The organism is Ruegeria sp. YTSA226 (assembly GCF_059609905.1).
In genome coordinates, this window is record NZ_JBXWMQ010000001.1 from 144,184 (window position 1) to 167,141 (window position 22,958).

Annotated in this window: 22 protein-coding genes; 13 read left to right on the forward strand and 9 right to left on the reverse strand. The window is 56.9% G+C overall.

The features are described 5' to 3' along the window. Window positions 1–19: 19 nt before the first annotated feature. A complete protein-coding gene (locus AC2FFF_RS00770; protein WP_496882803.1) occupies window positions 20–1,897 on the reverse strand; it encodes a hypothetical protein in 1,878 nt (625 codons plus the stop codon). A gap of 164 nt (window positions 1,898–2,061) precedes the next feature. Between AC2FFF_RS00770 and AC2FFF_RS00775 the strand changes: the two genes are divergently transcribed. After that, window positions 2,062–2,757, forward strand: a complete 696-nt coding sequence (locus AC2FFF_RS00775; protein ID WP_142634402.1) for an SIMPL domain-containing protein — start codon at window positions 2,062–2,064, stop codon at window positions 2,755–2,757. On the opposite strand, the gene AC2FFF_RS00780 is transcribed toward AC2FFF_RS00775, so the two are convergent. From AC2FFF_RS00780 to AC2FFF_RS00790, 3 genes are all read right to left on the reverse strand, one after another. Further along, complete coding sequence (locus AC2FFF_RS00780) at window positions 2,754–3,470, reverse strand: GNAT family N-acetyltransferase (RefSeq protein WP_281972261.1); 717 nt, start codon at window positions 3,468–3,470, stop codon at window positions 2,754–2,756. The two genes, AC2FFF_RS00775 and AC2FFF_RS00780, sit on opposite strands and share 4 nt — an antisense overlap. 3 nt (window positions 3,471–3,473) lie before the next feature. Then, window positions 3,474–4,766 (reverse strand): O-acetylhomoserine aminocarboxypropyltransferase/cysteine synthase family protein, encoded by a 1,293-nt coding sequence (locus tag AC2FFF_RS00785; protein WP_142634398.1) that lies wholly within the window; start codon window positions 4,764–4,766, stop codon window positions 3,474–3,476. A 72-nt stretch (window positions 4,767–4,838) separates the two neighbouring features. Further along, window positions 4,839–5,834, reverse strand: coding sequence for a GT-B fold glycosyltransferase domain-containing protein (locus tag AC2FFF_RS00790; RefSeq protein WP_281972260.1), 996 nt, complete (start codon window positions 5,832–5,834; stop codon window positions 4,839–4,841). 171 nt (window positions 5,835–6,005) lie between these two features. Between AC2FFF_RS00790 and AC2FFF_RS00795 the strand changes: the two genes are divergently transcribed. The 3 genes from AC2FFF_RS00795 to preA all read left to right on the forward strand — a co-directional run bounded on the left by AC2FFF_RS00795 (window position 6,006) and on the right by preA (window position 9,480). Then, the gene (locus AC2FFF_RS00795) at window positions 6,006–6,638 is read left to right on the forward strand and encodes a cupin domain-containing protein (protein ID WP_281994754.1); all 633 of its coding nucleotides are present in this window, start codon (window positions 6,006–6,008) and stop codon (window positions 6,636–6,638) included. Window positions 6,639–6,795: 157 nt separating this feature from the next. Further along, entirely contained in the window at window positions 6,796–8,130 is a 1,335-nt protein-coding gene (locus AC2FFF_RS00800; RefSeq protein ID WP_281972258.1) for an NAD(P)-dependent oxidoreductase, read from the forward strand. 45 nt (window positions 8,131–8,175) lie between these two features. Further along, on the forward strand, window positions 8,176–9,480 hold the full coding sequence (gene preA, locus AC2FFF_RS00805) for an NAD-dependent dihydropyrimidine dehydrogenase subunit PreA (RefSeq protein WP_281994752.1): 1,305 nt from the start codon (window positions 8,176–8,178) through the stop codon (window positions 9,478–9,480). A gap of 252 nt (window positions 9,481–9,732) precedes the next feature. Here preA and AC2FFF_RS00810 read toward each other — a convergent pair whose 3' ends face one another. Further along, window positions 9,733–10,341, reverse strand: coding sequence for a TetR family transcriptional regulator C-terminal domain-containing protein (locus AC2FFF_RS00810; protein WP_142634388.1), 609 nt, complete (start codon window positions 10,339–10,341; stop codon window positions 9,733–9,735). Between the two features lie 169 nt (window positions 10,342–10,510). Here AC2FFF_RS00810 and AC2FFF_RS00815 point away from each other — a divergent pair, with 169 nt between their 5' ends. The 9 genes from AC2FFF_RS00815 to AC2FFF_RS00855 all read left to right on the forward strand — a co-directional run bounded on the left by AC2FFF_RS00815 (window position 10,511) and on the right by AC2FFF_RS00855 (window position 19,405). After that, window positions 10,511–11,761 (forward strand): Zn-dependent hydrolase, encoded by a 1,251-nt coding sequence (locus AC2FFF_RS00815; RefSeq protein ID WP_281972256.1) that lies wholly within the window; start codon window positions 10,511–10,513, stop codon window positions 11,759–11,761. 95 nt (window positions 11,762–11,856) lie between these two features. Continuing rightward, window positions 11,857–13,311: a dihydropyrimidinase gene (hydA, locus tag AC2FFF_RS00820; RefSeq protein ID WP_281972255.1), complete on the forward strand. Its 1,455-nt coding sequence runs from the start codon at window positions 11,857–11,859 to the stop codon at window positions 13,309–13,311. A gap of 54 nt (window positions 13,312–13,365) precedes the next feature. Then, window positions 13,366–14,160 carry an ABC transporter ATP-binding protein gene (locus tag AC2FFF_RS00825; protein ID WP_496882804.1) on the forward strand — a complete coding sequence of 265 codons (795 nt, stop codon included), beginning with the start codon at window positions 13,366–13,368 and terminating at the stop codon, window positions 14,158–14,160. Continuing rightward, complete coding sequence (locus AC2FFF_RS00830; RefSeq protein ID WP_142634380.1) at window positions 14,153–15,085, forward strand: ABC transporter permease; 933 nt, start codon at window positions 14,153–14,155, stop codon at window positions 15,083–15,085. The genes AC2FFF_RS00825 and AC2FFF_RS00830 overlap by 8 nt, the downstream gene beginning before the upstream one ends. Continuing rightward, entirely contained in the window at window positions 15,082–15,927 is an 846-nt protein-coding gene (locus tag AC2FFF_RS00835) for an ABC transporter permease (RefSeq protein ID WP_496882805.1), read from the forward strand. The genes AC2FFF_RS00830 and AC2FFF_RS00835 overlap by 4 nt, the downstream gene beginning before the upstream one ends. A 60-nt stretch (window positions 15,928–15,987) precedes the next feature. Then, entirely contained in the window at window positions 15,988–16,977 is a 990-nt protein-coding gene (locus AC2FFF_RS00840; RefSeq protein WP_271946556.1) for an ABC transporter substrate-binding protein, read from the forward strand. 153 nt (window positions 16,978–17,130) lie between these two features. Then, window positions 17,131–17,844, forward strand: coding sequence for an ABC transporter permease (locus tag AC2FFF_RS00845; RefSeq protein WP_496882806.1), 714 nt, complete (start codon window positions 17,131–17,133; stop codon window positions 17,842–17,844). Beyond that, window positions 17,837–18,571 (forward strand): ATP-binding cassette domain-containing protein, encoded by a 735-nt coding sequence (locus AC2FFF_RS00850; RefSeq protein WP_281972251.1) that lies wholly within the window; start codon window positions 17,837–17,839, stop codon window positions 18,569–18,571. Before AC2FFF_RS00845 ends, AC2FFF_RS00850 begins: the two co-directional genes overlap by 8 nt. An 18-nt stretch (window positions 18,572–18,589) precedes the next feature. Then, on the forward strand, window positions 18,590–19,405 hold the full coding sequence (locus AC2FFF_RS00855; RefSeq protein WP_281972250.1) for an ABC transporter substrate-binding protein: 816 nt from the start codon (window positions 18,590–18,592) through the stop codon (window positions 19,403–19,405). A 2-nt stretch (window positions 19,406–19,407) separates the two neighbouring features. Here the strand turns inward: AC2FFF_RS00855 and AC2FFF_RS00860 are convergent, their stop codons facing one another. The 4 genes from AC2FFF_RS00860 to AC2FFF_RS00875 are packed head-to-tail and all read right to left on the reverse strand — an operon-like array spanning window position 19,408 to window position 22,864. Next, window positions 19,408–20,280: a substrate-binding domain-containing protein gene (locus AC2FFF_RS00860; RefSeq protein ID WP_281972249.1), complete on the reverse strand. Its 873-nt coding sequence runs from the start codon at window positions 20,278–20,280 to the stop codon at window positions 19,408–19,410. Beyond that, entirely contained in the window at window positions 20,281–20,406 is a 126-nt protein-coding gene (locus AC2FFF_RS00865; RefSeq protein ID WP_281972248.1) for a hypothetical protein, read from the reverse strand. Window positions 20,407–20,419: 13 nt separating this feature from the next. Then, window positions 20,420–21,682: a c-type cytochrome gene (locus AC2FFF_RS00870; RefSeq protein ID WP_281972247.1), complete on the reverse strand. Its 1,263-nt coding sequence runs from the start codon at window positions 21,680–21,682 to the stop codon at window positions 20,420–20,422. Next, window positions 21,683–22,864: a formate dehydrogenase subunit gamma gene (locus AC2FFF_RS00875; protein ID WP_281972246.1), complete on the reverse strand. Its 1,182-nt coding sequence runs from the start codon at window positions 22,862–22,864 to the stop codon at window positions 21,683–21,685. Window positions 22,865–22,958: the final 94 nt, after the last annotated feature.

Here is a 22,958-nt window from a genome sequence, read left to right on the forward strand (position 1 = left end):
CACCCGCGCAGGCCGCCTCCTAACCACGTGGCATCTTGAGAACCACGTTTCGCCCGCGTTTCTGATAGCGCAATTCATTGTCGCTGATAGCAATGACATTGCCGCCGTCAAGCCTGTCCCCGATCTTAAGCTTTTTGTACCTGCCGCTGGGCAGCCGAACCAATGCGCGGCGATTGGATGGGCTGCCGTAAACCCCGATCAGGTTCAGTTTCCGCAGGTTGATTGCATTGTCGATTGTGGCCTGCCGTGCAACCGAAGCCGAGGATGGGATTTTGGGCGCTGTGGTTTTGGGCTGGAACGTTCCAACCTCATTGTTGAGCTGTTCAATTCCAGCTGCCGAACCCAAAGTCGCAGTACCTGCACTGGCCTGCCGAGTCAGTCCGGCCGGTCGGAGTTTGGGGCGCGGCACCCTCATTTCCGCAAGGGGCTCAGTCGATTCCGGGGGCGGCGGGGCACGCAATAGGGATTCCGGGCGCGGTTTCGGGCGAATTCCGGACAATTCCTTCAATGTACGCCCTTGAAGCCGTTGCCGTTCAAAATTTTCGGCCAGGTTCTCGGGCCTTGGTTTTGGTCGCAATGTCGCCAGCCTGTTGTCGACCACTTCCTCAACAGGTGCCTTTTCCAGCCGGACCAAAGCCGATGGAGGGGGAGTTTTAGAAGGTGTTCCCAAATAGACAACCACCCCGTCCGGGTTCAAGACGCCTTCTTTGGTTGGTATTACCAGCCCGCGCTCGTCAAGGCTGAACCTTGCCCCGGCAGCGGTTGAAAGTGGTTCGAAATCAAATGGCAGGTCGGTGTCGTATGTGTGTACTGGCGGCAATGCGATTGCATCACGCGACAGATTCGAGTCGTCTTTGGAGGCCAGATACAGCTCAATTTGCGGATCCTGCGCTGGCGCTATCAAAAGGCCTGGTGACGTGATTTCGATCTCCGGCTGTGTCGGAACTAACTGAGGTTCAGGCTCAAGCTCGATTTCGTCTACCAACGTGGGCGCAACGTTCAGCGCCTCAAGAATTGCCTGGTCGGTTGCAGACAGCTCTGGCTCTGATTCAGAGGTCGGTGCCATTTCTGGCTCTGCGGCCTCGGGCACTGTGACTTCGGCCTGTGCTGCGGGTGTTTCTGCAGGCTCGACAGGTCCAGAACTCGGTTCGGGTTGGGATATTGTTTCGTCCAGCAGGGCCAGTTCTGAATCGGCAGGGGCAGGGCTGTCTTCTCTGAAAAGACTCCATATGCCACCGGCCACCAACATCAAAGCCACCGCCGCTGCAATTCGCACTGATGGCAGAGAGGTCCAGGTAGGTGCGGCCACTTTTTGGACAGGCCAAAAGCTGGTCGGAGCGGTAGAATCGGCGATCGCATGAACAACCGGACTATCCTGCGCGGGGTCTGTGGCGATCACTTTGGGCGCGTTCGTGGTCGCAGGCGCGTCCCCAAGCGGGAAAAACGGTTCGGTCGGAAAGTCATCTGTTTCATATGCAGCGCTGAACGCGACCGGAACGAATCCGTATCCCAGCACAAACCCCCGAGCTTCTTCCAGTGTATCGCGTGGAACGACGGCGACGCATGTGGTCGCCCCGTCATCTGCCGTGACATATACCAGCTCTGTCAGGTCATAAGGGGTGGCATCGGATACAGCATTTTGCACAGCCTGTTCGGTTTCTTCGAAGGATGATCCGGCCGTATCGACTTTGATGAATTTGACCTGATCCCTTGGGATAACGACCTTGCAACTCAGGTCATTTTCAAGCGCAAACCCCTTGTCCCGAAGCACTTTCAACTGCTCTTCCAAGTAGGAGGCATCCAACGACACCTTACCTATGGCGAACCAGTCGCCATCGGAATTGTGGTGCAAAGAAATTCCGGTTGTAGAAATGGACAGCGCAAAAGCGGGTTTCATAATCCGGAGGAACCATAATTGTCAGTTGCAATGCAAACGATGCCTCGTCCGCAGACCGACATTAAAGCAGGATCTCGCCGAGGGAAAGAAAAAGCCTGCGTCTCCTCTTGCCCCGTGACCCGGTGCAGCCCCATGTTGAAATCAGGATAATTGGAGGGAAGATATTGAAGAAAATCGCTTTTCTGGCTGCTGTGCTGGCCATGTCGTCGGTAGGGATGGCAACTGCGGAAGAACGTCGCATCATTGTTGATGCGGTAGGCATGGTGCATGCGGCCCCGGATATGGCCACCATTACCCTGGGTGTAACAAACGAAGATGCACAGGCATCAAATGCGATGCAGGCGACTTCGGACGCGGTGACCAAAATTCTGACTCGACTGGATGAGATGGGGATCGAAACCCGTGATGTGCAGACACGTGATCTGTCTTTGTCGCCGGTATGGTCTGGGCGGAACAGTTCTAGCGGAGAGCGGCCAGAGATTTCCGGCTTTGTCGCATCCAACAGCGTCGTGGTGCGTGTTCGCGATCTGTCGCAGCTGGGTACCATCATGGATGCGGTCATTGACGACGGGGCCAACAATTTCGGCGGGCTGAGTTTCGGAATTCAGGACCCTGCACCGCTCGAGGCACAGGCGCGGGCCAAAGCTGTCGGTGAGGCGCGGGCAAAGGCCAACCAACTGGCACAGGCGGCCGAAGTCACGCTGGGACCGGTTCAGATGATCCGCGAACAGGCCGGAGGGTTCAATCCCATGCCTCAAATGCGTGCAATGAACATGGCGGCTGAGGGCGGCGTTCCGGTTTCCGGGGGCGAGATTTCGGTCTCGGTCAACGTGTCGATGGAATTTCTGATTTCCGACTAGGATGTGTCGCTGGTTCGGGCCATCAGGGATTGCCGCTGCTGGCCCGACTGATCAAAATTGTCCGGCGACAGCCAGGCCTCGAAAGCAGAGCGGATACGCGGCCATTCTGTATCGAGGATCGAGTACCAGGCCGTATCGCGGTTGCGCCCCTTATAATGGGTGGCCTGCCGAAAGATGCCCTCGAAGGTAAAGCCCAGCCTTTGGGCCGCACTGCAGGACGGGGCATTCAGCGCGTCGCATTTCCATTCGTAACGGCGATACCCCAGCTCGTCGAACACGCGGCGCATCATCAGGTACATCGTCTCGGTGGATTTTGGGCTGCGCTGCAGCAGCGGTGAGAAATGGATGTGCCCAACCTCGACCACACCGGCCGCAGGTTCAATCCGCAGGAACGAGGCCATGCCAATCGGGGTGCCATCACCGTCTAGCACTGTGTGGAACATGGGATCGGCATCCATACAGGACGCGCGGGTCCAGGCGGCGAAATCTTCTTCGCTGTTGAATGGGCCATAGGGCAGATAAGTCCAGTTCCGCCCATCAGTGTCATTGGCAAACGCCCGGTACAGACCGGGCGCATGCCTGTTCACATCAAGGGGCACGACCGAGCAATATTGACCTTCCATCGGTGTATAAGGCGGCGTCGGGCGCGGAAACTTGCCCGAAACCGGCCGGCCGATGGGTTGGCCTAGATCGTTGGTATCGTGCCCGGCCATTTGTCAGGCTGTTGCCTTGGCCAGCGCCTGATCCAGATCGGCAATCAGATCGTTGGCGTCTTCGATGCCGATGGACACCCGAACAACGCTGGGACCGGCGCCTGCGGCCTCTTGCTGTTCCGGGGTCAGCTGACGGTGGGTGGTCGAGGCCGAATGAATGATCAACGACCGCGCGTCGCCCAGGTTGGCCACATGGCTGAAGATCTCCAGCGCGTTCACCAGTTTGACACAGGCGTCATAGCCGCCCTTGACAGCAAAGGTGAATAGCGCACCGGCCCCTTTGGGGTAGTGCGTCTTGACCCGGTCGTGATAGGGCGACGAGGGCAAGCCCGCATAGGTCACATATTCCACGCGGTCATCGGCCTCTAGCCAGGCCGCGATCTTTTGCGCGTTCTCTACATGGCGCTCCATTCGCAGAGACAGAGTCTCGATCCCCATCAGCGTGTAATGCGCCGCCTGTGGGTTCATCGTCATGCCCAGATCACGCAGGCCGATGGCGATGCCGTGGAATGTGAAAGCCAGCGGACCGAATGTCTCGTGGAATTTCAGCCCGTGATAGGCCGGTTCCGGCTGGCTGAGCGAGGAAAATTTGTCATTCGCGGACCAGTCGAACTTGCCCGAATCCACGATACAGCCGCCGGTGACAGTGCCGTTGCCGGTCAGGTATTTGGTGGTTGAATGCACAACCAGCGTCGCGCCGTGCTCAATCGGGCGGCACAGATAGGGTGTGGCCGAGGTGTTGTCGACGATCAGCGGAATGCCGGCGCCATCCGTCACATCCGCCAGTGCGCGGATATCGGTGACATAGCCGCCCGGGTTGGCGATGGATTCGCAGAACACCGCTCGTGTATTTTCGTCGATCGCGTCCTTCACAGCATCCAGATCGTCAGTATCCACGAACTTGGCAGACCAGCCGAACCGTTTGATCGTCTGGCTAAACTGAGTGATCGTGCCGCCATACAGCCGGGTCGAGGCCACCACGTTGCAGCCAGGTCCCATCAGCGGGAACAGTGCCATGATTTGGGCGGCATGACCGGACGAGCAGCAAACTGCTCCAACGCCACCCTCAAGCGTTGCCACGCGTTCCTGCAGAACCGCCACGGTGGGATTGGTCAGGCGGGAATAGATAAAGCCGACTTCCTGCAGGTTGAACAGAGCCGCCGCGTGGTCTGCATCGCGAAACACATATGCCGTTGTTTGATAAATCGGCGTCTGACGGGCACCTGTTGCCGGATCAGGGCGCGCGCCTGCGTGAATTTGAAGCGTGTCGAAACCGTAGGTGGGGCCGTCAGACATGGTAAAAATCTCCTGTTGGGCTATGTGTTGCAGAATCTCTAGGCGATTGGACGCGTGCGCACAACATTGCTGTCAGCGCATCCATAGACCTTTGCTTTTGATCTTGTTGCGAATGACCTGCTCGCGCTGAGGCAGGTTTTCGCGATCGAACATCTCGCGTATTTTGTGCCCTTTGCGCTGGAGCACCAGTTTCTTTATTGGGTCATAGCCCTTGAGCACTTTCTTGAACTTGTTGGGCGCAACCACAGTTTCCAGAACCTCGATCACATGGTCGCTTTCGCGGGCATACAGCAGCGGAAACAGACGGTAGTGGCACGTGACCGACCCGTCCAGCAGGCCAGTGGGCAGTGCGTCGCGGCCGCCGCCAAGGGCATGGATAACCAGCGGCAATGCGACCTGATCCAGCCATGGGTCCAGTGTTTGGCCCGCGAGTTCCAGGATATCCTCATCCCGGATGGTGCAGGCATATTCCAGGAACCGTTCGCCGAACTGGCGTGGGCATCTGTAAAAGAAATAACCCGCATTGAAATACAGGTAGCGCCGCCAGTATTCGGCCGGTTGGGCCTTGTCCAATGAGCTGTCGAAATCCAGTTCGAACCGCTCATACAGGGCGCGCCAGATACCGTCATACCCCGGACCATACAGGGTCGGGCGCGGCCATGTTCCCTCGACTTTCAGCGAGGCACCGGGGCGGTCAAAATCGAAGGGCACACTATTCAGGTCTCCGGTGACAAGCGTATCGCTGTCGAAAAAGACAAACGGTTCCCCCTCGGGCAGGGCCAAGAGCGCCTCGATCTTGTTTCCATAGGGATAGCTTCCACCGAAAGCCCGGTTTTCAAACGGTAGAATTTTGGCCCCAAGCTGATGTAGCGCTTTCAGGACATCCTCATCCTGAATGCTGGGATCCTGTGACCATCGGGCCCCCGGTTGAGGAACGGCTACAAACAGGCGGCCAGCGAAATCGGGACAGCTGTGTCGTAACGAGGCTGCAAACAGCAGTGCCTCGTATTGCAGCCGGTTGTTTTGGCCGATGACCACGATATTGAATTTATTGTTGGCGGTCTGCATCGGGCGTCTCTCGGGTTCGTGGCGTTGGGCCAGCACTGCTCGAATTTTGGTTGGGCGTACACTAGGTAGAGACGTGGCACAAAACCAGATGTGATCATAGATCATGCATCTGAATTTTGAATTCAGGACTTGCGCAACCATCTAGAGACCAGACCCAACAGGAGAAGCCGCATGAGAGTTAACGCAGATTTCACAAAACGTGTTGCTGTGCATTTCGACCGGAATGACTGGATTGCGTCACCTGCCGCAGGGGTCGAGCGCAAGATGTTGGACCGGATCGGGGAAGAGGTCGCCCGCGCCACCACGATTGTCCGCTTTGCCCCAGGAAGCGCCTTTGCCGCCCATACGCATGATGGAGGAGAGGAGTATCTGGTGCTGGACGGTGTGTTTCAGGACGAGACCGGTGATTTTCCTGCAGGTAGTTATGTGCGCAATCCTCCGACATCTTCCCATACGCCTTCGGCACAAGAAGGCGCGACGATACTAGTCAAACTGCACCAGTTTGACCCTGAGGACAGGACCGAAATTCGTCGGTCGATTACCGGGGATTCGAATCTTCAGCTTTTCAAGGGCTCACGCGAAGATGTTCGCGTATTGAATCTGTCACCTGGCGAAAAGCTGGATCTGGATGCAGTCGATGGGTTGGAGTTGTTTGTCATCGCAGGTTCGGTGCAGGAATCCGACGAAGAATTTTCGGTCTGGGACTGGTTGAGATTACCGCCAGGTGCGCGTTCCACTGCTTTGGCCGGAGCAGAGGGCGCGCGAATTTGGATCAAATCTGGGCACCTGTCACAGATGATCTGAGCGGTTCCGGCCCAAAAAACCAGCAATGTACAGTAAAAAACCGGGTGTTTCGGCCTGGTTATTCATTTTTTGACCATTTGGCAAAATTTACCATTTGATAAAAAATCAGATTGTGCCAAGCTGAGGCCATAACAACATATCTACAGGGAGTAGAGCGATGGCACAGGGCCAGATGGTCCCCGGCATAGTCTCCGGGAGGCTTTCCAGCGATGAGCTGACCTCGAATTTCACGGATCTGCATCCACCACTTGCCCCGCATGAGGCCGCAGTGGCCGCGGATCGGTGCTATTTCTGCTATGACGCGCCGTGTGTGACGGCCTGTCCGACAGACATTGATATTCCATTGTTCATGCGCCAGATTCAGGCCGGTCAGCCTGAAGCTGCGGGTGAAACCATCCTTGGCCAGAATATCTTGGGTGGCATGTGCGCCCGTGTTTGTCCGACCGAAACGCTGTGCGAGGAAGTCTGCGTACGCGAAACCGCCGAAGGATCGCCAGTCGAGATCGGGCGTTTGCAGCGGTTTGCTACTGACAGCGTTATGGCATCGGGCGACCATCCGTTCCAGCGCGCCGCATTCACCGGCAAAACGGTGGCCGTGATCGGGGCAGGGCCCGCAGGGCTAGCCTGTGCGCATCGGCTGGCGATGCTGGGGCATGATGTGGTCATTCACGAAAGCCGCCCAAAACCCGGCGGTCTGAATGAATATGGAATTGCCGCCTATAAATCGACCAATGATTTCGCTCAGGCTGAGATCGATTGGTTGCTGATGATCGGCGGCATCACCATCGAGACCGGATCGGTGCTGGGCGAGGGCCTGTCGCTGGATGGCCTTGTTGACAACTATGATGCGGTTTTCCTGTCCATCGGTCTGACAGGTGTGAATGCATTGCGAGCGGGCGGCGAGGATCTGACCGGCGTGCGCGACGCGGTCGACTTTATCTCGGATGTGCGTCAGGCGGCCGATCTGGCTGAGCTGCCCGTTGGGCGGAATGTCGTCGTCATCGGAGGCGGCATGACCGCGGTTGACGCAGCTGTAAAGTCGAAATTGCTGGGCGCGGAAAACGTCACCATCGCCTACCGGCGCGGACGCGAGGCGATGGGTGCCAGCCGCTATGAGCAGGATCTGGCCGCATCGCACGGCGTCAGGATCATGACCAATGTTCAGCCCATAGCCGTACACGGCAACGGGGCAGCCGCCGAGATCGAATTGGAGTATACTGCCAGCCATGACGGTCAGTTGAAGGGCACCGGCGAGAAAACCCGCCTGCCTGCCGATCAGGTGCTGAAGGCAATAGGTCAGACGCTGGAAGGAGCGCCCGAAGGGCTGACGTTGGACGGGAACAAGATCGCCGTCACGGGCGCCGGGCGCACATCGGTACAAGCGGTCTGGGCCGGAGGCGACTGCGCCGCAGGCGGGGATGACCTGACCGTGACCGCAGTGGCCGAGGGGCGCGATGCCGCGATGGATATCCACGCAAGTCTGATTGCGTGAAACTCAATGATCAAGATGCCTGCAAGCATCAGGGAGGCCGGATAAATGGCTGATTTGAAATCGAACTTTCTGGGAATTGAAAGCCCCAACCCATATTGGCTGGCATCTGCGCCGCCGACGGACAAGGAATATAACGTCCGCCGTGCCTTTGAGGCCGGATGGGGGGGGGTCGTGTGGAAAACACTCGGGTCCGAAGGTCCACCGGTCGTCAATGTTAATGGCCCGCGGTATGGGGCGATCTACGGCGCAGACCGTCGGTTGTTGGGTCTGAACAATATCGAGCTGATTACAGACCGCCCATTAGAGGTAAACCTTGAAGAAATGGCGCGGGTTAAGGCTGATTATCCAGATCGCGCCCTGATCGCCTCGATCATGGTGCCGTGCGAAGAAGAAGCCTGGAAGGCTATCCTGCCGCGTGTTGCCGAAACCGGTGCCGACGGGATCGAACTGAACTTTGGCTGTCCACACGGGATGAGCGAGCGCGGGATGGGGGCGGCCGTAGGGCAGGTGCCGGAATATATCGAGATGGTGACGCGCTGGTGCAAGAAATACTATGACCGTCCGGTCATCGTGAAACTGACGCCGAATATCACTGATATCCGCAAGCCCGCCGAGGCCGCAAAGAATGGTGGTGCGGATGCGGTATCGCTGATCAACACGATTAATTCGATTACCAGTGTCAATCTGGATAGCTTCAGCCCTGAACCCTCGATTGACGGCAAAGGCAGCCACGGCGGCTATTGTGGCCCTGCGGTGAAACCGATTGCCCTGTCGATGGTGTCCGAGATTTCGCGTGGACAGGCAACGAACGGAATGCCGATCTCGGGTATTGGCGGTGTGACTACCTGGCGCGATGCTGCAGAGTTTATGGCATTGGGTTGCGGCAATGTTCAGGTCTGCACGGCGGCGATGACCTATGGGTTCAAGATCATTGACGAACTGACGGCGGGCCTGTCGAAATGGATGGATGAAAAAGGGTATCAGGACGTCTCGGAAATTGTCGGTCTTGCGGTTCCGAACGTGACCGACTGGCAATATCTGAACCTGAATTATGTCGCCAAGGCCAAGATTGATCAGGATCAGTGCATCAAGTGTGGTCGTTGCTATGCCGCCTGCGAAGACACCAGCCACCAGGCCATTTCAATGTCCGAAGAGCGCGTGTTCGAGGTTATGGATGACGAATGTGTGGCCTGTAACCTGTGCGTGGATGTGTGCCCGGTCGAGGGATGTATTTCCATGGTGCCGATGGACGCTGGCGAAATCGACCCGCGCACGGGACAGGAAGTGCAGCCCGAATATGGCAACTGGACAACCCATCCCAACAATCCAATGGCGAAAGCCGCCGAGTAGTCCAAGAAAATTCGTCGAATTTTCTTAGAGCAGGATGTCGATGGGGGGCGTTGTGGCAGTTTGCGACATTTTGGGTGGCGGTGCGGATCAGATGATATCCGCGCCTCCTCACTTCGTCTTGGAACGCCTTATGTCCCACTTCTCGCTCTACCCACCCAACGAAAGCCTTACCACGGCACCTGTGTGTGGACAGGGAAGAAAAGAGTAGCGTCATCCTAGGCTCAGGGTGAGCGGGTTCCGGCTAACGAAAACCTAAGGCGCCAGCAATTTGCGGTAGAGCGTGTCGATAAACGGTTCAGCACCTTCATACGGGTCTTCGTCGCCAAGAATGGCCCGAACCTGGACATCGAAATCCGCATAATGCTGTGTCAAAGCCCAGATGGAGAAAATAAGGTGGTAGGGGTGGAGGCGCGCGATTTTACCCTGTTCCATCCAGGCCGTAAGGATTGCGGTCTTCTCATCCATCAAAGTTTTGAGATCATTGGACAATGCATCGTGTATGCGTGGCGCACCCTGGACCAGTTCATTGGCAAACAGACGGCTTTCGCGCGGAAGTTCCCGGCTCATTTGCAGTTTGCGATGGATATAAGCGCGTATCTCTTCCAATGGGTCCCCGTCGGCGTCGAGATCATGGAGAGGGGCCAGCCAAATCTCGAGAAGGCCAGATAGAAGGGCCGTGTGAATCGCTTCTTTTGAGGGGAAATAATATAGAAGATTCGGCTTGCTCAACCCGGCCTCGGCAGCAATCTGGTCGACGGTGGCACCGCGGAAACCGTAGGCAGAAAACACGTTCAAAGCGGCTTCTAGAATTGCAGCGCGGTTTTTTTTCTGAATTCGTGTTGGTGCGCGGTCTTTGGACATGTCTTTGCCTGTCTGATTTTTGGGCTCGCAAGTGCGGAATATGCCAAAAATTCCCACCGAGCTCTGCTATTTCTTGACTGATGTCGAACCCGTGATAGCGTGAGTTTGACCAGATGGTCAAATCAAGACACCAAAAGCGAGCAAATCGCAAGCAACAGGGAAGACTAGGATGGCAGCTCCGGCGCAGAACCTCAGGATCAATGGCGACAGGTTGTGGGACAGCCTGATGGAGATGGCCAAGATTGGCCCGGGTGTTGCGGGGGGCAATAATCGTCAGACCCTGACGGATGAAGATGCGGCAGGCCGCGCGCTGTTTCAGAAATGGTGCGAAGAGGCCGGGTGCACCATGGGGCTGGACCAAATGGGCAATATGTTTGCGCATCGAGAGGGCACGTACCCCGAGGCATTGCCGGTCTATGTGGGTTCACATCTGGATACGCAGCCGACAGGCGGCAAATTTGACGGTGTTCTGGGTGTATTGGGCGGGCTGGAAATCATCCGCACGCTCAATGATTTGGGAATCAAGACCAAACATCCAATCGTTGCGACGAACTGGACGAATGAAGAAGGCACGCGCTATGCACCTGCGATGCTGTCCTCGGGGGTTTTTGCCGGGATGCATACGCAGGATTGGGCTTATGACCGTGAGGATGCCGATGGTAAGAAGTTCGGAGATGAGCTGAGCCGCATTGGCTGGCGCGGTGACGAAGAGGTTGGCGCCCGAAAGATGCACGCCTTTTTTGAGCTGCATATCGAACAGGGCCCCATTCTTGAGGCCGAGGGGAAGGATATCGGCGTTGTCACCCATGGTCAGGGTCTCAGCTGGACCCAGATTACCGTTACCGGAAAGGACGCCCATACCGGGTCTACGCCGATGCCGATGCGCAAGAATGCCGGATTGGCGATGGCACGTATCCTTGAAAAGGTTGACGAGATTGCTTGGTCCCACGCGCCCCACGCGGTGGGTGCGGCGGGGCATATTGATGTGTTTCCGAATTCGCGTAACGTGATCCCGGGGAAAGTTGTGTTTACTGTCGATCTCCGTTCGCCCGATCTGGACGTGATCACCGATATGGAAAATCGTCTGCGCGTAGCGGCCGAAGATATCGTGGATGAGATGGGCCTACAGATCGAGTTCGAGAAGGTCGGCGGATTTGATCCGGTGCAATTTGATGAAGGCTGCGTGGCAGCCGTGCGCGATGCGGCTGAACGGTTGGGTTATTCTCATACAGATATCATTTCGGGCGCCGGTCATGATGCCTGCTGGATCAACCGGGTTGCACCAACAGCGATGGTGATGTGCCCTTGTGTGGATGGGCTAAGCCATAACGAAGCCGAAGAAATCAGCAAGGATTGGGCTGCCGCCGGGGCGGATGTTCTGTTTCATGCGGTCGTAGAGACGGCTGGAATTGTGGAATAGGGGGCTCTGCCCCCGTCGTCCGTTGGGCGACTCCCCCCCCCCGGTATTTGTAGCCAGATGAAGCAAGCGGCGCAGACCGCATCAGGGAGATTGATATGAGCACTGTTATCAAGAACGGGACCGTCGTAACCGCGGATTTGTCTTACCAGGCGGATGTGAGGGTCGAGCATGGGGTGATCACCGAGATTGGGCCGGACCTAAAAGGTGATACGGAACTGGATGCGACAGGCTGCTATGTGATGCCTGGCGGGATCGACCCGCATACGCATTTGGAAATGCCGTTCATGGGCACCTATTCCAGCGATGATTTTGAGAGCGGAACCCGGGCGGCATTGGCCGGAGGAACCACGATGGTGGTTGATTTCGCTCTGCCCAACCCAGGTGAAAGCCTGTTGGATGCGCTCAAGCGCTGGGATAACAAGTCGACACGTGCAAATTGCGACTATTCTTTCCACATGGCGGTGACCTGGTGGGGCGAGCAGGTGTTTGATGACCTCAAGACGGTGATCGAGACACGCGGCATCAACACGTTCAAGCATTTCATGGCCTATAAGGGCGCGTTGATGGTCAATGACGATGAAATGTATGCTTCGTTCAAGCGTCTTGCTGAGCTGGGTGGAACGGCCATGGTGCATGCCGAGAATGGCGATGTTGTTGCCGAGCTCAGCGCCAAGCTGTTGGCCGAAGGCAATACAGGTCCCGAGGCACATGCCTATTCCCGTCCGCCGCAGGTCGAGGGCGAAGCGACCAACCGCGCGATCATGATCGCGGATATGGCCGGAGTGCCGCTGTATGTGGTGCACACTTCGTGCGAAGAGGCGCATGAGGCCATTCGGCGTGCCAAGATGCAGGGCAAGCGGGTGTGGGGGGAACCTTTGATCCAGCATCTGACCTTGGATGAGAGCGAGTATTTCAACCAGGATTGGGACCACGCGGCGCGGCGGGTCATGAGCCCTCCGTTCCGAAACAAGCAGCATCAGGATAGCCTGTGGAACGGATTACAATCTGGTTCGTTGAGTGTCGTGGCCACCGACCATTGCGCCTTTACGACGGATCAGAAACGCTTTGGCGTGGGGGATTTCACCAAGATCCCGAACGGTACCGGAGGGTTGGAAGACCGGATGCCGATGCTGTGGACTCATGGGGTGAATACTGGTCGGCTGACGCCAAATGAATTTGTGGCAGTTACTTCAACAAACATCGCCAAGATATTGAATTGTTATCCAAAAAAGGGCGCAGTTCTTGTAGGTGCCGATGCCGATTTGGTGGTGTGGGATCCTGAGAAAGGCAAGACGATCAGCGCGAAATCGCAGCAATCTTCGATCGACTACAACGTGTTTGAGGGCAAAGAGGTCAAAGGCTTGCCGCGCTTTACTCTGACCCGTGGGCAGGTTGCAGTGCATGACGGAGAGATCAGGACTCAGGAAGGCCATGGCCAATTTGTTGAACGCGAGGCCAATACTACCGTCAACAAGGCGCTGAGTACTTGGAAAGAGCTGACAGCGCCGCGACCGGTGGTGCGCACCGGTATTCCAGCAACCGGTGTATGACAGAATATGTGGCAGATATCACGTCTTATTACGGTTTAAGTTCAAGGGGATGGAATGAATATTGAAACCGCTGCACCGCCTGTAATCGAGGCGCGGCAACTGGATCTGACCTTTCAGACCAATGACGGGCCGGTCCACGCTTTGAAGGATGTGAACCTGACCATCGAAAAGGGAGAATTCGTCAGCTTCATCGGACCCTCCGGCTGTGGTAAGACCACCTTCTTGCGGTGCATCGCTGCGTTGGAAACACCGACTGGCGGGACATTGACCGTCAACGGTATGACCCCGGATGAGGCGCGGCGGAATCGGGCCTATGGCTATGTATTTCAGGCCGCGGGTCTGTACCCTTGGCGCACCATTTCCAAGAACATCAAGCTCCCGCTTGAAATCATGGGGTTTACAGCTGCCGAGCAGGAAGAACGCGTAAACAAGGTTTTGGAACTTGTTGATCTTGAAGGGTTTGGTGGAAAGTTTCCCTGGCAGTTGTCGGGGGGGATGCAGCAACGGGCCAGCATCGCACGGGCGCTGGCCTTTGATGCGGATATCCTGCTTATGGACGAACCTTTTGGCGCGTTGGATGAGATTGTCCGCGATCACCTGAACGAGCAGCTTCTGGCGCTTTGGGCGCGGACTCAAAAGACCATTGGGTTTGTCACCCATTCCATCCCTGAGGCCGTCTATCTGAGCACCAAGATCGTTGTAATGAGCCCTCGGCCCGGACGGATCACTGACGTGATCGACAGTCCGTTGCCGAAAGAGCGGCCGCTCGATATTCGCGACACGCCGGAATTCATCGAAGTTGCCCATAGGGTGCGAGAAGGGTTGCGCGCGGGGCATTCGGATGAATAGCAGCGGGTTTAAGGCATTCTGGGCTGTATTGACGGTACTGGCCGTCATAGTAGCCTTTTGGTACGCCGCTTGTATTCCGATGAATATCAAAGGCGTTCTGACCGAACAAGAACGGGCCGGCGCCACTGTTCAGCCACCCTCGGCAAAAGATCGTCGCGATCTGTCCGAATTCAGTCTGGTTCTGGACAATAGCTTTGCCATTCCAGCCACGTGGGAACAGGATCGCCCACGGTTGCCCGCTCCGCATCAGGTGGCCGTTGAGATATGGAAGACAACGGTCCAGAAGAAAATCACCTCAAAGCGCTCGCTGGTTTATCACGGCTGGGTGACGCTGAGTGCGACGATACTGGGTTTTGCCATTGGCACCGGCCTGGGAATTCTGCTGGCTGTTGGGATCGTACATAGCCGGGTCATGGACCTGTCGGTCATGCCCTGGGCGATAGTCAGCCAGACCATCCCGATCATCGCTCTGGCCCCGATGATCATTGTGGTCCTTTATTCTGTTGGCGTGCAGGGGATCATCCCCAAGGCAGTCATATCGGCCTATCTCAGCTTTTTTCCTGTCGTGGTCGGCATGGTCAAAGGTTTGCGCAGCCCGGATGCGATGCAACTGGATTTGCTACGTACCTATAGCGCGAGCCACGCGCAGGGGTTCTGGAAACTGCGTTTGCCGGCCTCGATGCCGTATCTGTTCACCTCGCTGAAGATTGGCATTGCCGCATCCTTGGTGGGGGCCATCGTGGGTGAATTGCCCACCGGGGCAGTTGCGGGACTGGGCGCGCGCCTGCTGGCAGGCAGTTATTATGGTCAGACCGTGCAAATCTGGTCGGCCCTGTTTGCTGCGGCGATTCTGGCGGCCTGTCTTGTGGGGCTTCTGGGGCTGATTGAAAAGTCGGTCCTGAAACGGATGGGGATTGCGCAATGATACCAATTCTGGGCGCACTCGGTGTGTGGCTGTTAGGATGGTGGTTTAACAGCCGCTTGGCCAGCGGGCCCTATGCTGATACGCGGATGGTCCGGTTTCTGGCTCCGCTGATCTTTGGTCTGACTATCATCATCATCTGGGAGCTTTTGGTGCGTGGCCTTGAGGTGTCTTTGGTCATACTGCCCGCTCCATCGGTTATCTGGATTCGGTTCTGGGACAGCTTGCCAACGCTTTGGATGGATTTCGTGCAAACCATCATCAAGGGCGCGCTGAGCGGTTACATCATCGGCTGTGGAGCCGCCTTCCTGATGGCGATTGCAGTGGACCGATGGGATTTTCTACGCCTTGGGCTTTTGCCCGTGGGCAACTTCGTGGCTGCTCTGCCGATTGTCGGCACCGCGCCGATTCTGGTCATGTGGTTCGGGTTCGACTGGCACTCCAAAGCGGCGGTGGTTGTCGTGATGGTCTTTTTCCCAATGCTGGTGAACACCGTCGCCGGGCTGCGCGAGGCGACAGCAATGCAGCGCGACCTGATGGAGACCTATGCCGCCACCTATTGGCAAAGCTTTCTGAAGCTGCGCTTGCCTGCCGCGATGCCATTTGTTTTCAATGGTCTCAAGATATCCACCACCCTTGCATTGATCGGCGCTATCGTGGCCGAGTTCTTTGGCTCACCGACGCTTGGCATGGGTTTTCGGATATCAACCAGCGTGGGGCAGCTCTCACTGGATATGGTCTGGGCCGAGATCGTAGTGGCGGCTTTGGCTGGGACATCATTCTATGGTCTGGTGGCCATGATCGAAAAGGCGGTGACCTTCTGGCACCCATCGCAGCGCGGATAAAAATTCAACAGACCCCAAAAATGAAAAATGGGGCGCCAACTGAAACTAGGAGATGTGAAGATGAAAAAGATACTCAGCGGGGCGGTTGCCGCCTTTAGCCTGGCCGCCAGTGCAGCCTGGTCGGCGGATGAGGTGACATTGCAGTTGAAATGGGTCACGCAAGCTCAGTTCGCAGGTTATTACGTGGCCAAAGACAAAGGGTTCTACGAAGAAGAAGGTCTTGATGTCACCATTCTGCCAGGCGGCCCGGACATAGCGCCGACACAGGTCATTGCCGGTGGCGGCGCTGACGTGACGGTCGAGTGGATGCCAGCTGCGTTGGCCGCGCGCGAAAAGGGCCTGCCGCTGGTGAATATTGCCCAGCCTTTCAAAAGCTCGGGTATGATGCTGACCTGCTGGAAAGATGCCGGTATTTCCGCACCAGAAGACCTTAAGAACCGGACACTGGGCGTCTGGTTCTTTGGCAACGAATTCCCCTTCATGAGCTGGATGAGCCAGCTGGGCATTGATACCGGTGGCAAGAGCGAAAATGGCGTCGAGGTTTTGAAGCAGGGCTTTAATGTCGACCCGCTGCTGCAGCGTCAGGCTGATTGCATCAGCACCATGACCTATAACGAATACTGGCAGGTCATAGATTCCGGCGTCAGCCCCGACGAACTGGTCACATTCAAATACGAAGATCAGGGCGTCGCGACGCTGGAAGACGGCCTGTACGTTCTTGAAGAGAACCTGAGCGACGCGGCATTTGTCGACAAGATGGAACGTTTCGTGCGGGCGTCGATGAAGGGGTGGAAATATGCCGAAGAGAACCCAGATGAAGCGGCCGATATCGTGCTTGAAAATGACGCGACTGGCGCCCAGACCGAAGCGCATCAGAAACGTATGATGGGTGAGATTGCCAAGCTGACTGCGGGCTCAAACGGATCGCTTGATCCGGCGGATTTTGAGCGCACTGTAGGGACGCTGCTTGCCGGTGGTTCTGATCCCGTTATCACCAAACAACCCGAAGGTGCCTGGACGCATCAGATTTCGGATGCAGCACTGAACTGAGACAGGTTCACGATGGAATATGGCGCGGTCCCAAACGGGGCCGCGTTTTTTGTTGGAAGCGTCGAAAATGTGACTGCACTTGTAGCGCGTTTGTCATAGTAATTACCTGTAAATTATAGCAAACTGTTCAATATGTGGAGTATTAGGTAGGTAATGCAGGATTTCACAACAGAATTCAGGTCGGCGCTTGCTTTGATCCTTCATTGGGATCCGGAGCTGTGGGCGATTGTTCTGTTGTCCCTGAAAGTCTCTGTTTTTGCCGTTCTGATTTCTGCCGTTATCGGGATGCCCATGGGCGCGGCTTTGGCCGTTGCGCGTTTTCCAGGGCGGCGGATTCTGATCGTCTTGATGAATGCCTTGATGGGCTTGCCCCCGGTTGTGGTAGGTTTGCTGGTCTATCTGATGCTGTCGCGTTCCGGTCCGTTGGGGGTCCTTGAATTGCTCTACACACCGACGGCGATGATTATTGCTCAGGTCGTTCTGGTGACCCCGATCGTTGCCGCACTGACACGTCAAGTGGTCGAAATGCTGGCCGAGGAATATTCCGAGCAACTCCGCTCACTCGGCGTGTCGCGGATGGCATCGATTCCGGTGCTATTGTGGGATGCGCGGCTGTCTCTTGTTACTGCATTGTTGGCAGGGTTTGGCCGTGCGATTGCCGAAGTTGGAGCGGTTATTATCGTTGGCGGCAATATCAATCACGTCACGCGGGTGATGACGACGACAATCGCCCTTGAAACGTCCAAGGGTAATTTGGCCTTGGCGCTTGCGCTTGGGGCGATCCTGATTGCCATAGCCATCGCAGTAAACGCCATGGTCAGCACGCTTAGCCTGCGGGCCGAGAAGGAAGGGTTGCACCATGCGTGATCTGGTGCTCGAGATGGTGAAATGTCTTTCTGTTCACGGTTTACAGATTTCCCGCAAGGGAAAGACACTGCTTCAAGTGCCAGAGTTATCCCTGATGGGGCTGGGACCAACTTTGATCCTTGGGCCGAACGGAGCGGGCAAGAGCCTGCTTTTGCGCTGTTTGCACGGGCTTATCGTCCCGGATAGCGGCAGGGTTCAGCAGGACGGGATTGCCCTGAATGCGTATCACAAATCACGACAGGCGATGGTGTTTCAAAGACCGGTTCTGTTGCGCCGGTCCGTGTCAGCCAATCTTGATTTTGTGCTAAAGCGTCAGGGCATGCCCCGTGCAATTCGCAAATCCCGGATCGACGAATTGCTGGCCGAAGGTGGGCTAGAGGGTAAGGCACGCCAGTCCGCCAGATCGCTGTCCGGGGGCGAGGCGCAACGGCTGGCCATCCTGCGCGCGCTGGCGCTGGACCCGGAGACTTTGTTCCTGGACGAACCAACCAGTTCGCTTGATCCCGGTGCTACGCAGATGATCGAACGGATGATCTTGCGCGCTTCGAACCGAGGGGTTCGCATTGTCATGGTATCCCACGATATCGGTCAGGCACGCCGTCTGGCAGCGGATATCGTCATGATGCAGGCCGGACACGTGGTCGAACACGGTGCTGCCAAACAAGTTCTGGATGCCCCGACAAGTGACGCCGCGCGCCGGTTTGTTGCCGGTGGTCTGGTAACCTAATCAGAATATGGAGTTCAAATGATCCGCAAATTCGTCGGGGCTGCAGTAATAGCGCTTGGCCTGAACACTACAGCCGCATTGGCCGAAACGCCATTTATTGTAGTCCAATCAACCACGTCGACTCAGAATTCGGGCTTGTTCGACCATATCCTGCCAGGCTTTGAAGCCGAAAGCGGGATTGATGTCCGCGTGGTGGCTGTTGGTACAGGGCAGGCGATCCGCAATGCGATCAACGGTGACGGGGACGTCTTGCTGGTTCACGCCAAACCTGCCGAGGAGAAATTTGTGGCTGACGGTTGGGGCGTTGAGCGGTCGGACGTGATGTACAATGATTTCGTCCTTGTGGGGCCAAAATCCGATCCCGCCAAAGTGAAAGGGGGAACTGACATTATCGCGGCGCTGACCGCCGTGGCTAAGGCCAAGGCGCCCTTCGCCTCACGCGGGGATGACAGCGGGACGCATAAGGCGGAGCTGGGCCATTGGGCCTCGTCCGGTATCGACCCGACCGACGCTTCGGGCACTTGGTACCGGGAAACTGGATCCGGGATGGGGGCGACACTGAATGTGGCCAGCGGGATGGGTGCCTATGCGCTGACGGATCGGGCGACCTGGCAGAGCTTTGGCAACAAGGGAAACCTAGAGGTCATGGTTGAGGGCGATCCACTCCTGTTCAATCAATATGGGATTATTCTTGTGAACCCTGACAAGCATCCCAAAGTGCGGGCGGCCTCGGGGCAGCGCTTTATTGACTGGTTGACCGGGCCCGAAGGGCAGGCGGCCATCGCATCTTACACGCTCGACGGCCAGCAGCTGTTCTTTCCCAACGCCCAATAGGGTCAGCCGCTGGCTCCATTGTGATGGATGGTTCCCAGATCCGACAAGTCATACCCGCCGAATTCTTCTGCCCGGGTGGCAAAGCGGTCGGATTGCACAAAGCCGAGCAACCGAAGCATCGGGCCATCGAAATAGGCGCGCCTCCAGATGGCAAGGTCCAGGCGTTCGGTATGGGTCGGGGCAAAGCCCAGATTGTACAGCCCCGCAAGCGCACCCAGGCCGAATCCGGCATCGGCTTTGCTGTCATGCAGGGCTATGGCCAGCTCTTCTTCGGTACGTGCGCAGGTCGGCAGGGTATCCAGATCGTCTCGGTTCAGGCCGTGCGCCTGCAGTTGCGTGTCGAACAACCGTTGACTGGCGGCACTGTCCTGACGAAGAAGAATGCGACGGCCCCTGAGGTCAGAAAAGTCCGATATCCCAGTCACACCGGGGGCCATCAGTAGCCCACGCTGGCGTTTTGCTAGTTCGAACAGAATGACGGGTGCCTCTCCCAGATGGTCCTGCAGAGATTGCGTGTTGAATCCGTCTGTCTCGTGGATATGCAGCGCCGCAGCCTGCGCTGATCGTTCTTTCAGACGATTCAAGCCGTCAAATGAGCCGTCATAATAAGTTGCCAGGCCCGACCCGCTTTCCCGCAGAGCCCAATCCAACAGCGGATCATGACTGCCCGCCACGATCGGCGGCAGCGACGGTTCTGCGACCTGCGGTCCGCTACGTGATGCGTTCAGCCAGGCAATGACTTCAGCCCTTGGAAACAAGAGTTTGCCCATGGCACGGACACAGGGGACCTCGCCGGATGAGGCAAGGTCATAGGCTTTACGCTCGCCAATGCGCAGCAGGTCCGCCAGTTCTTTGGTGGTCAGGTATTCTGACATTCAGTCGAGGCGCACGGCCGAACCCGCGCTGGCGTTCGCCGCGCTGAATCCGAATTGACCTAAGGCAAATGGCGCAGCGACGGCAATTACAGCCATCGTGGCAACTGCGGCTATAAAGGCTTTCATATTTACCTCCGGTTCAGTTTTCCGGTGCCGTGACGCGGCGCAGAAAGGCGATCAAATCTTTGCGGTCATCCGCTTGTGTAATCCGTTGCATGGGCATCTTCGATCCCGGAATGTAATGGTCTGGTCCTTGGTCGAAAAGGGCATTTATCGTCTCGTCATTCCAAATGATATCAGAGTCTTGCAGCGTGTCCGAGTAGAAATATCCCGGTAAGCTTCCCGCCCGGCGACCAAACACACCAGAGAGCGTAGGTCCAGCACGTCTGTGCCCGTCCGCCGTCAGGCTGTGACAGATCGAGCATTTGCGCACGAATTGGCGTTCGCCATTATCCATCTGGTCAGGGTTCTTCAGAAAACTTGGTTCAGTCGCGGCCATCTGTTGTTGGTCGCCAAGGTCAGATACCGGCCAGCTATACATCGCCTCATCTATACCACCTGCATAGATGTTTTTACCATCGGTTGAGAAGGCCAGCGCCCAGACCGGGCCGCGCAATGTGGCCCGGAAATCCTGTGCGATGCGCCAGTCGATGGTATCGACCAACATGATATGACCCTCACCATCCCCCACCGCCAGCAAGCTGCGGTCCGGGCTGAGAGCCAGCGCAAGGATTGGACGGCGGTCCAGGGTGAAATCATGCTCGTCGCCTGTAGTCAGATCACGAATGCGCGTGACGCCATCGACGGCCCCATAGGCAATCCAGTTTTCATGGGGATTCAGGACCAGTTCGTTGATGCCGAACCCGTTATCAACCAGTCGCAGTTTTTCCTGACCGGTTGCGACATCCCAAAGACGAACCGCCCCATCAACCCCGCCGGTATACAGCGCATCCCCGTTTGGTGTGAACACAACAGCATTCACACCGCTGCCTGTGGGCCCTAATACCCTTGGCTCTGTCCCGTCAAGCGGCCAAACCCCTATCGTGCCGTCCCAACTGGCAGTGGCGATGTAGGAGTCTGAAACAGCAATATCGACGATCTTGCCTTTGTGCCGCCCGAGGATTTGGCCATCCGGCCACCGGCGCAGGGTAAAGTCGTCACCCGCGGAATAGATCGCTGTGCCGCCAAAGGCGACGCTGTTCACGGCAGCCTCGTGCCCTTCAAGCCATTGCGGCGTGCGGTCTGACCACAGACCGACGGAGTTGTCGAAGCTGGCCGTCGCAATCCGGCCGTCCGGCGCGGCGGCAATCCCCATGATCGGTCCTCCATGACCTTTGAGCGTAAAGAACTCGGCCATTGCGGGCAGGGGGGTCAACACCAGTGCAAGGATTAGACCGCGCATCTATTCCGCAGGCGAGGCCGCTGCCTTACTGGCCTCTTTTTCCTGGACCTCTTCCAGCCAAAGCGAGTGGTGCTCACGCGCCCATTGTTCCTCGACCTCGCCGGTGCCCATCGCGTCGAAAGCGCCCTCCATCCCCACCGAGCCCAGGTAGATATGCGCGATGATGATGGCGATGAAGACATAGGCGACCATCACGTGCCAAACCTGAGCATATTGCATCTCTTCTTGTGGTGACATCTGCACCGGAAGGTTCAGACCCAACATCTGCGGGATGCTGGTGGCATTTGCGATTGAGAAGGTCTTAGCAAACAGCGGCATCTCAAACGGGAACAGCAGAGACAGGCCAGACAGGCTGATCGATACGCCCAGCAGGATACAGGCCCAGAAGATGATCTTTTGACCCGCGTTGAATTTTTTGGCCGGAGGATGGCTGCCTTTCGTGAACAACCCGCCGCCGGCGGCCAGCCATTTCAGGTCGGTGCGGTTGGGGATGTTGTGGGCGATCCAGTTCACAGTGACCATGATCAAACCCAGCATGAAGGCCCAGGCGAGGTTGTTATGCAGCCATTTGCAGCCCTGCGCTATGGCTGCAAAGCCTTCTTTCCCGAAGATTGGGATCAGAAAGTCTCGACCATAAAGGGTCAGCAAACCGGTCAGGCCAAGGATAAGGAAAGAGCCCGCGAACAGCCAATGTCCGAACCGCTCAAAGCCTGAGAAACGCGTAACCGTGCGTCCCGTCTTTTCACCATCAATGCGGATTTTACCCCGGACCAAGAAGAACAGCAGCAGGATGCCAAGCATCCCGGCCAGAATATACGTGCCGTAATCGCGCAACGGGCCTGTTCGGAAATTCAACCACCACATGCCTCCGTCCTGTATCAAGACGCTGGCGGCGGGGCCATTCGACGAAACGGTCACATCTGCCGAGCCATAGCGCAAAGCGCGATAGACGTCGCTGTCAGATGCTACGCCGCGTGTGCCCAACTGGCCCAACAGGCCTTCGGCATTGCCCTGGCCGGTGTTATCCGAGCGATATGTGGTGTCCACGTCTTCACCTCGCTGCCGGGCCAAGATATCCTCGAGCGTGGTCGCACCACCCGTCGAATTGCGATCCGGAGCATCCTGAGCAAGGGCAGGAACAGTCAAAACAATGAGACAGAACAGAAGTCGCAGGAAAGTCATATGAACCTCGTGACGCGGTCATTGGCGTAGGCCCTTTTCCGGGCGGGCAGAGATTTTTCGTCGAAAAATCTTAGTGGTCCCCGGCACACGGTTT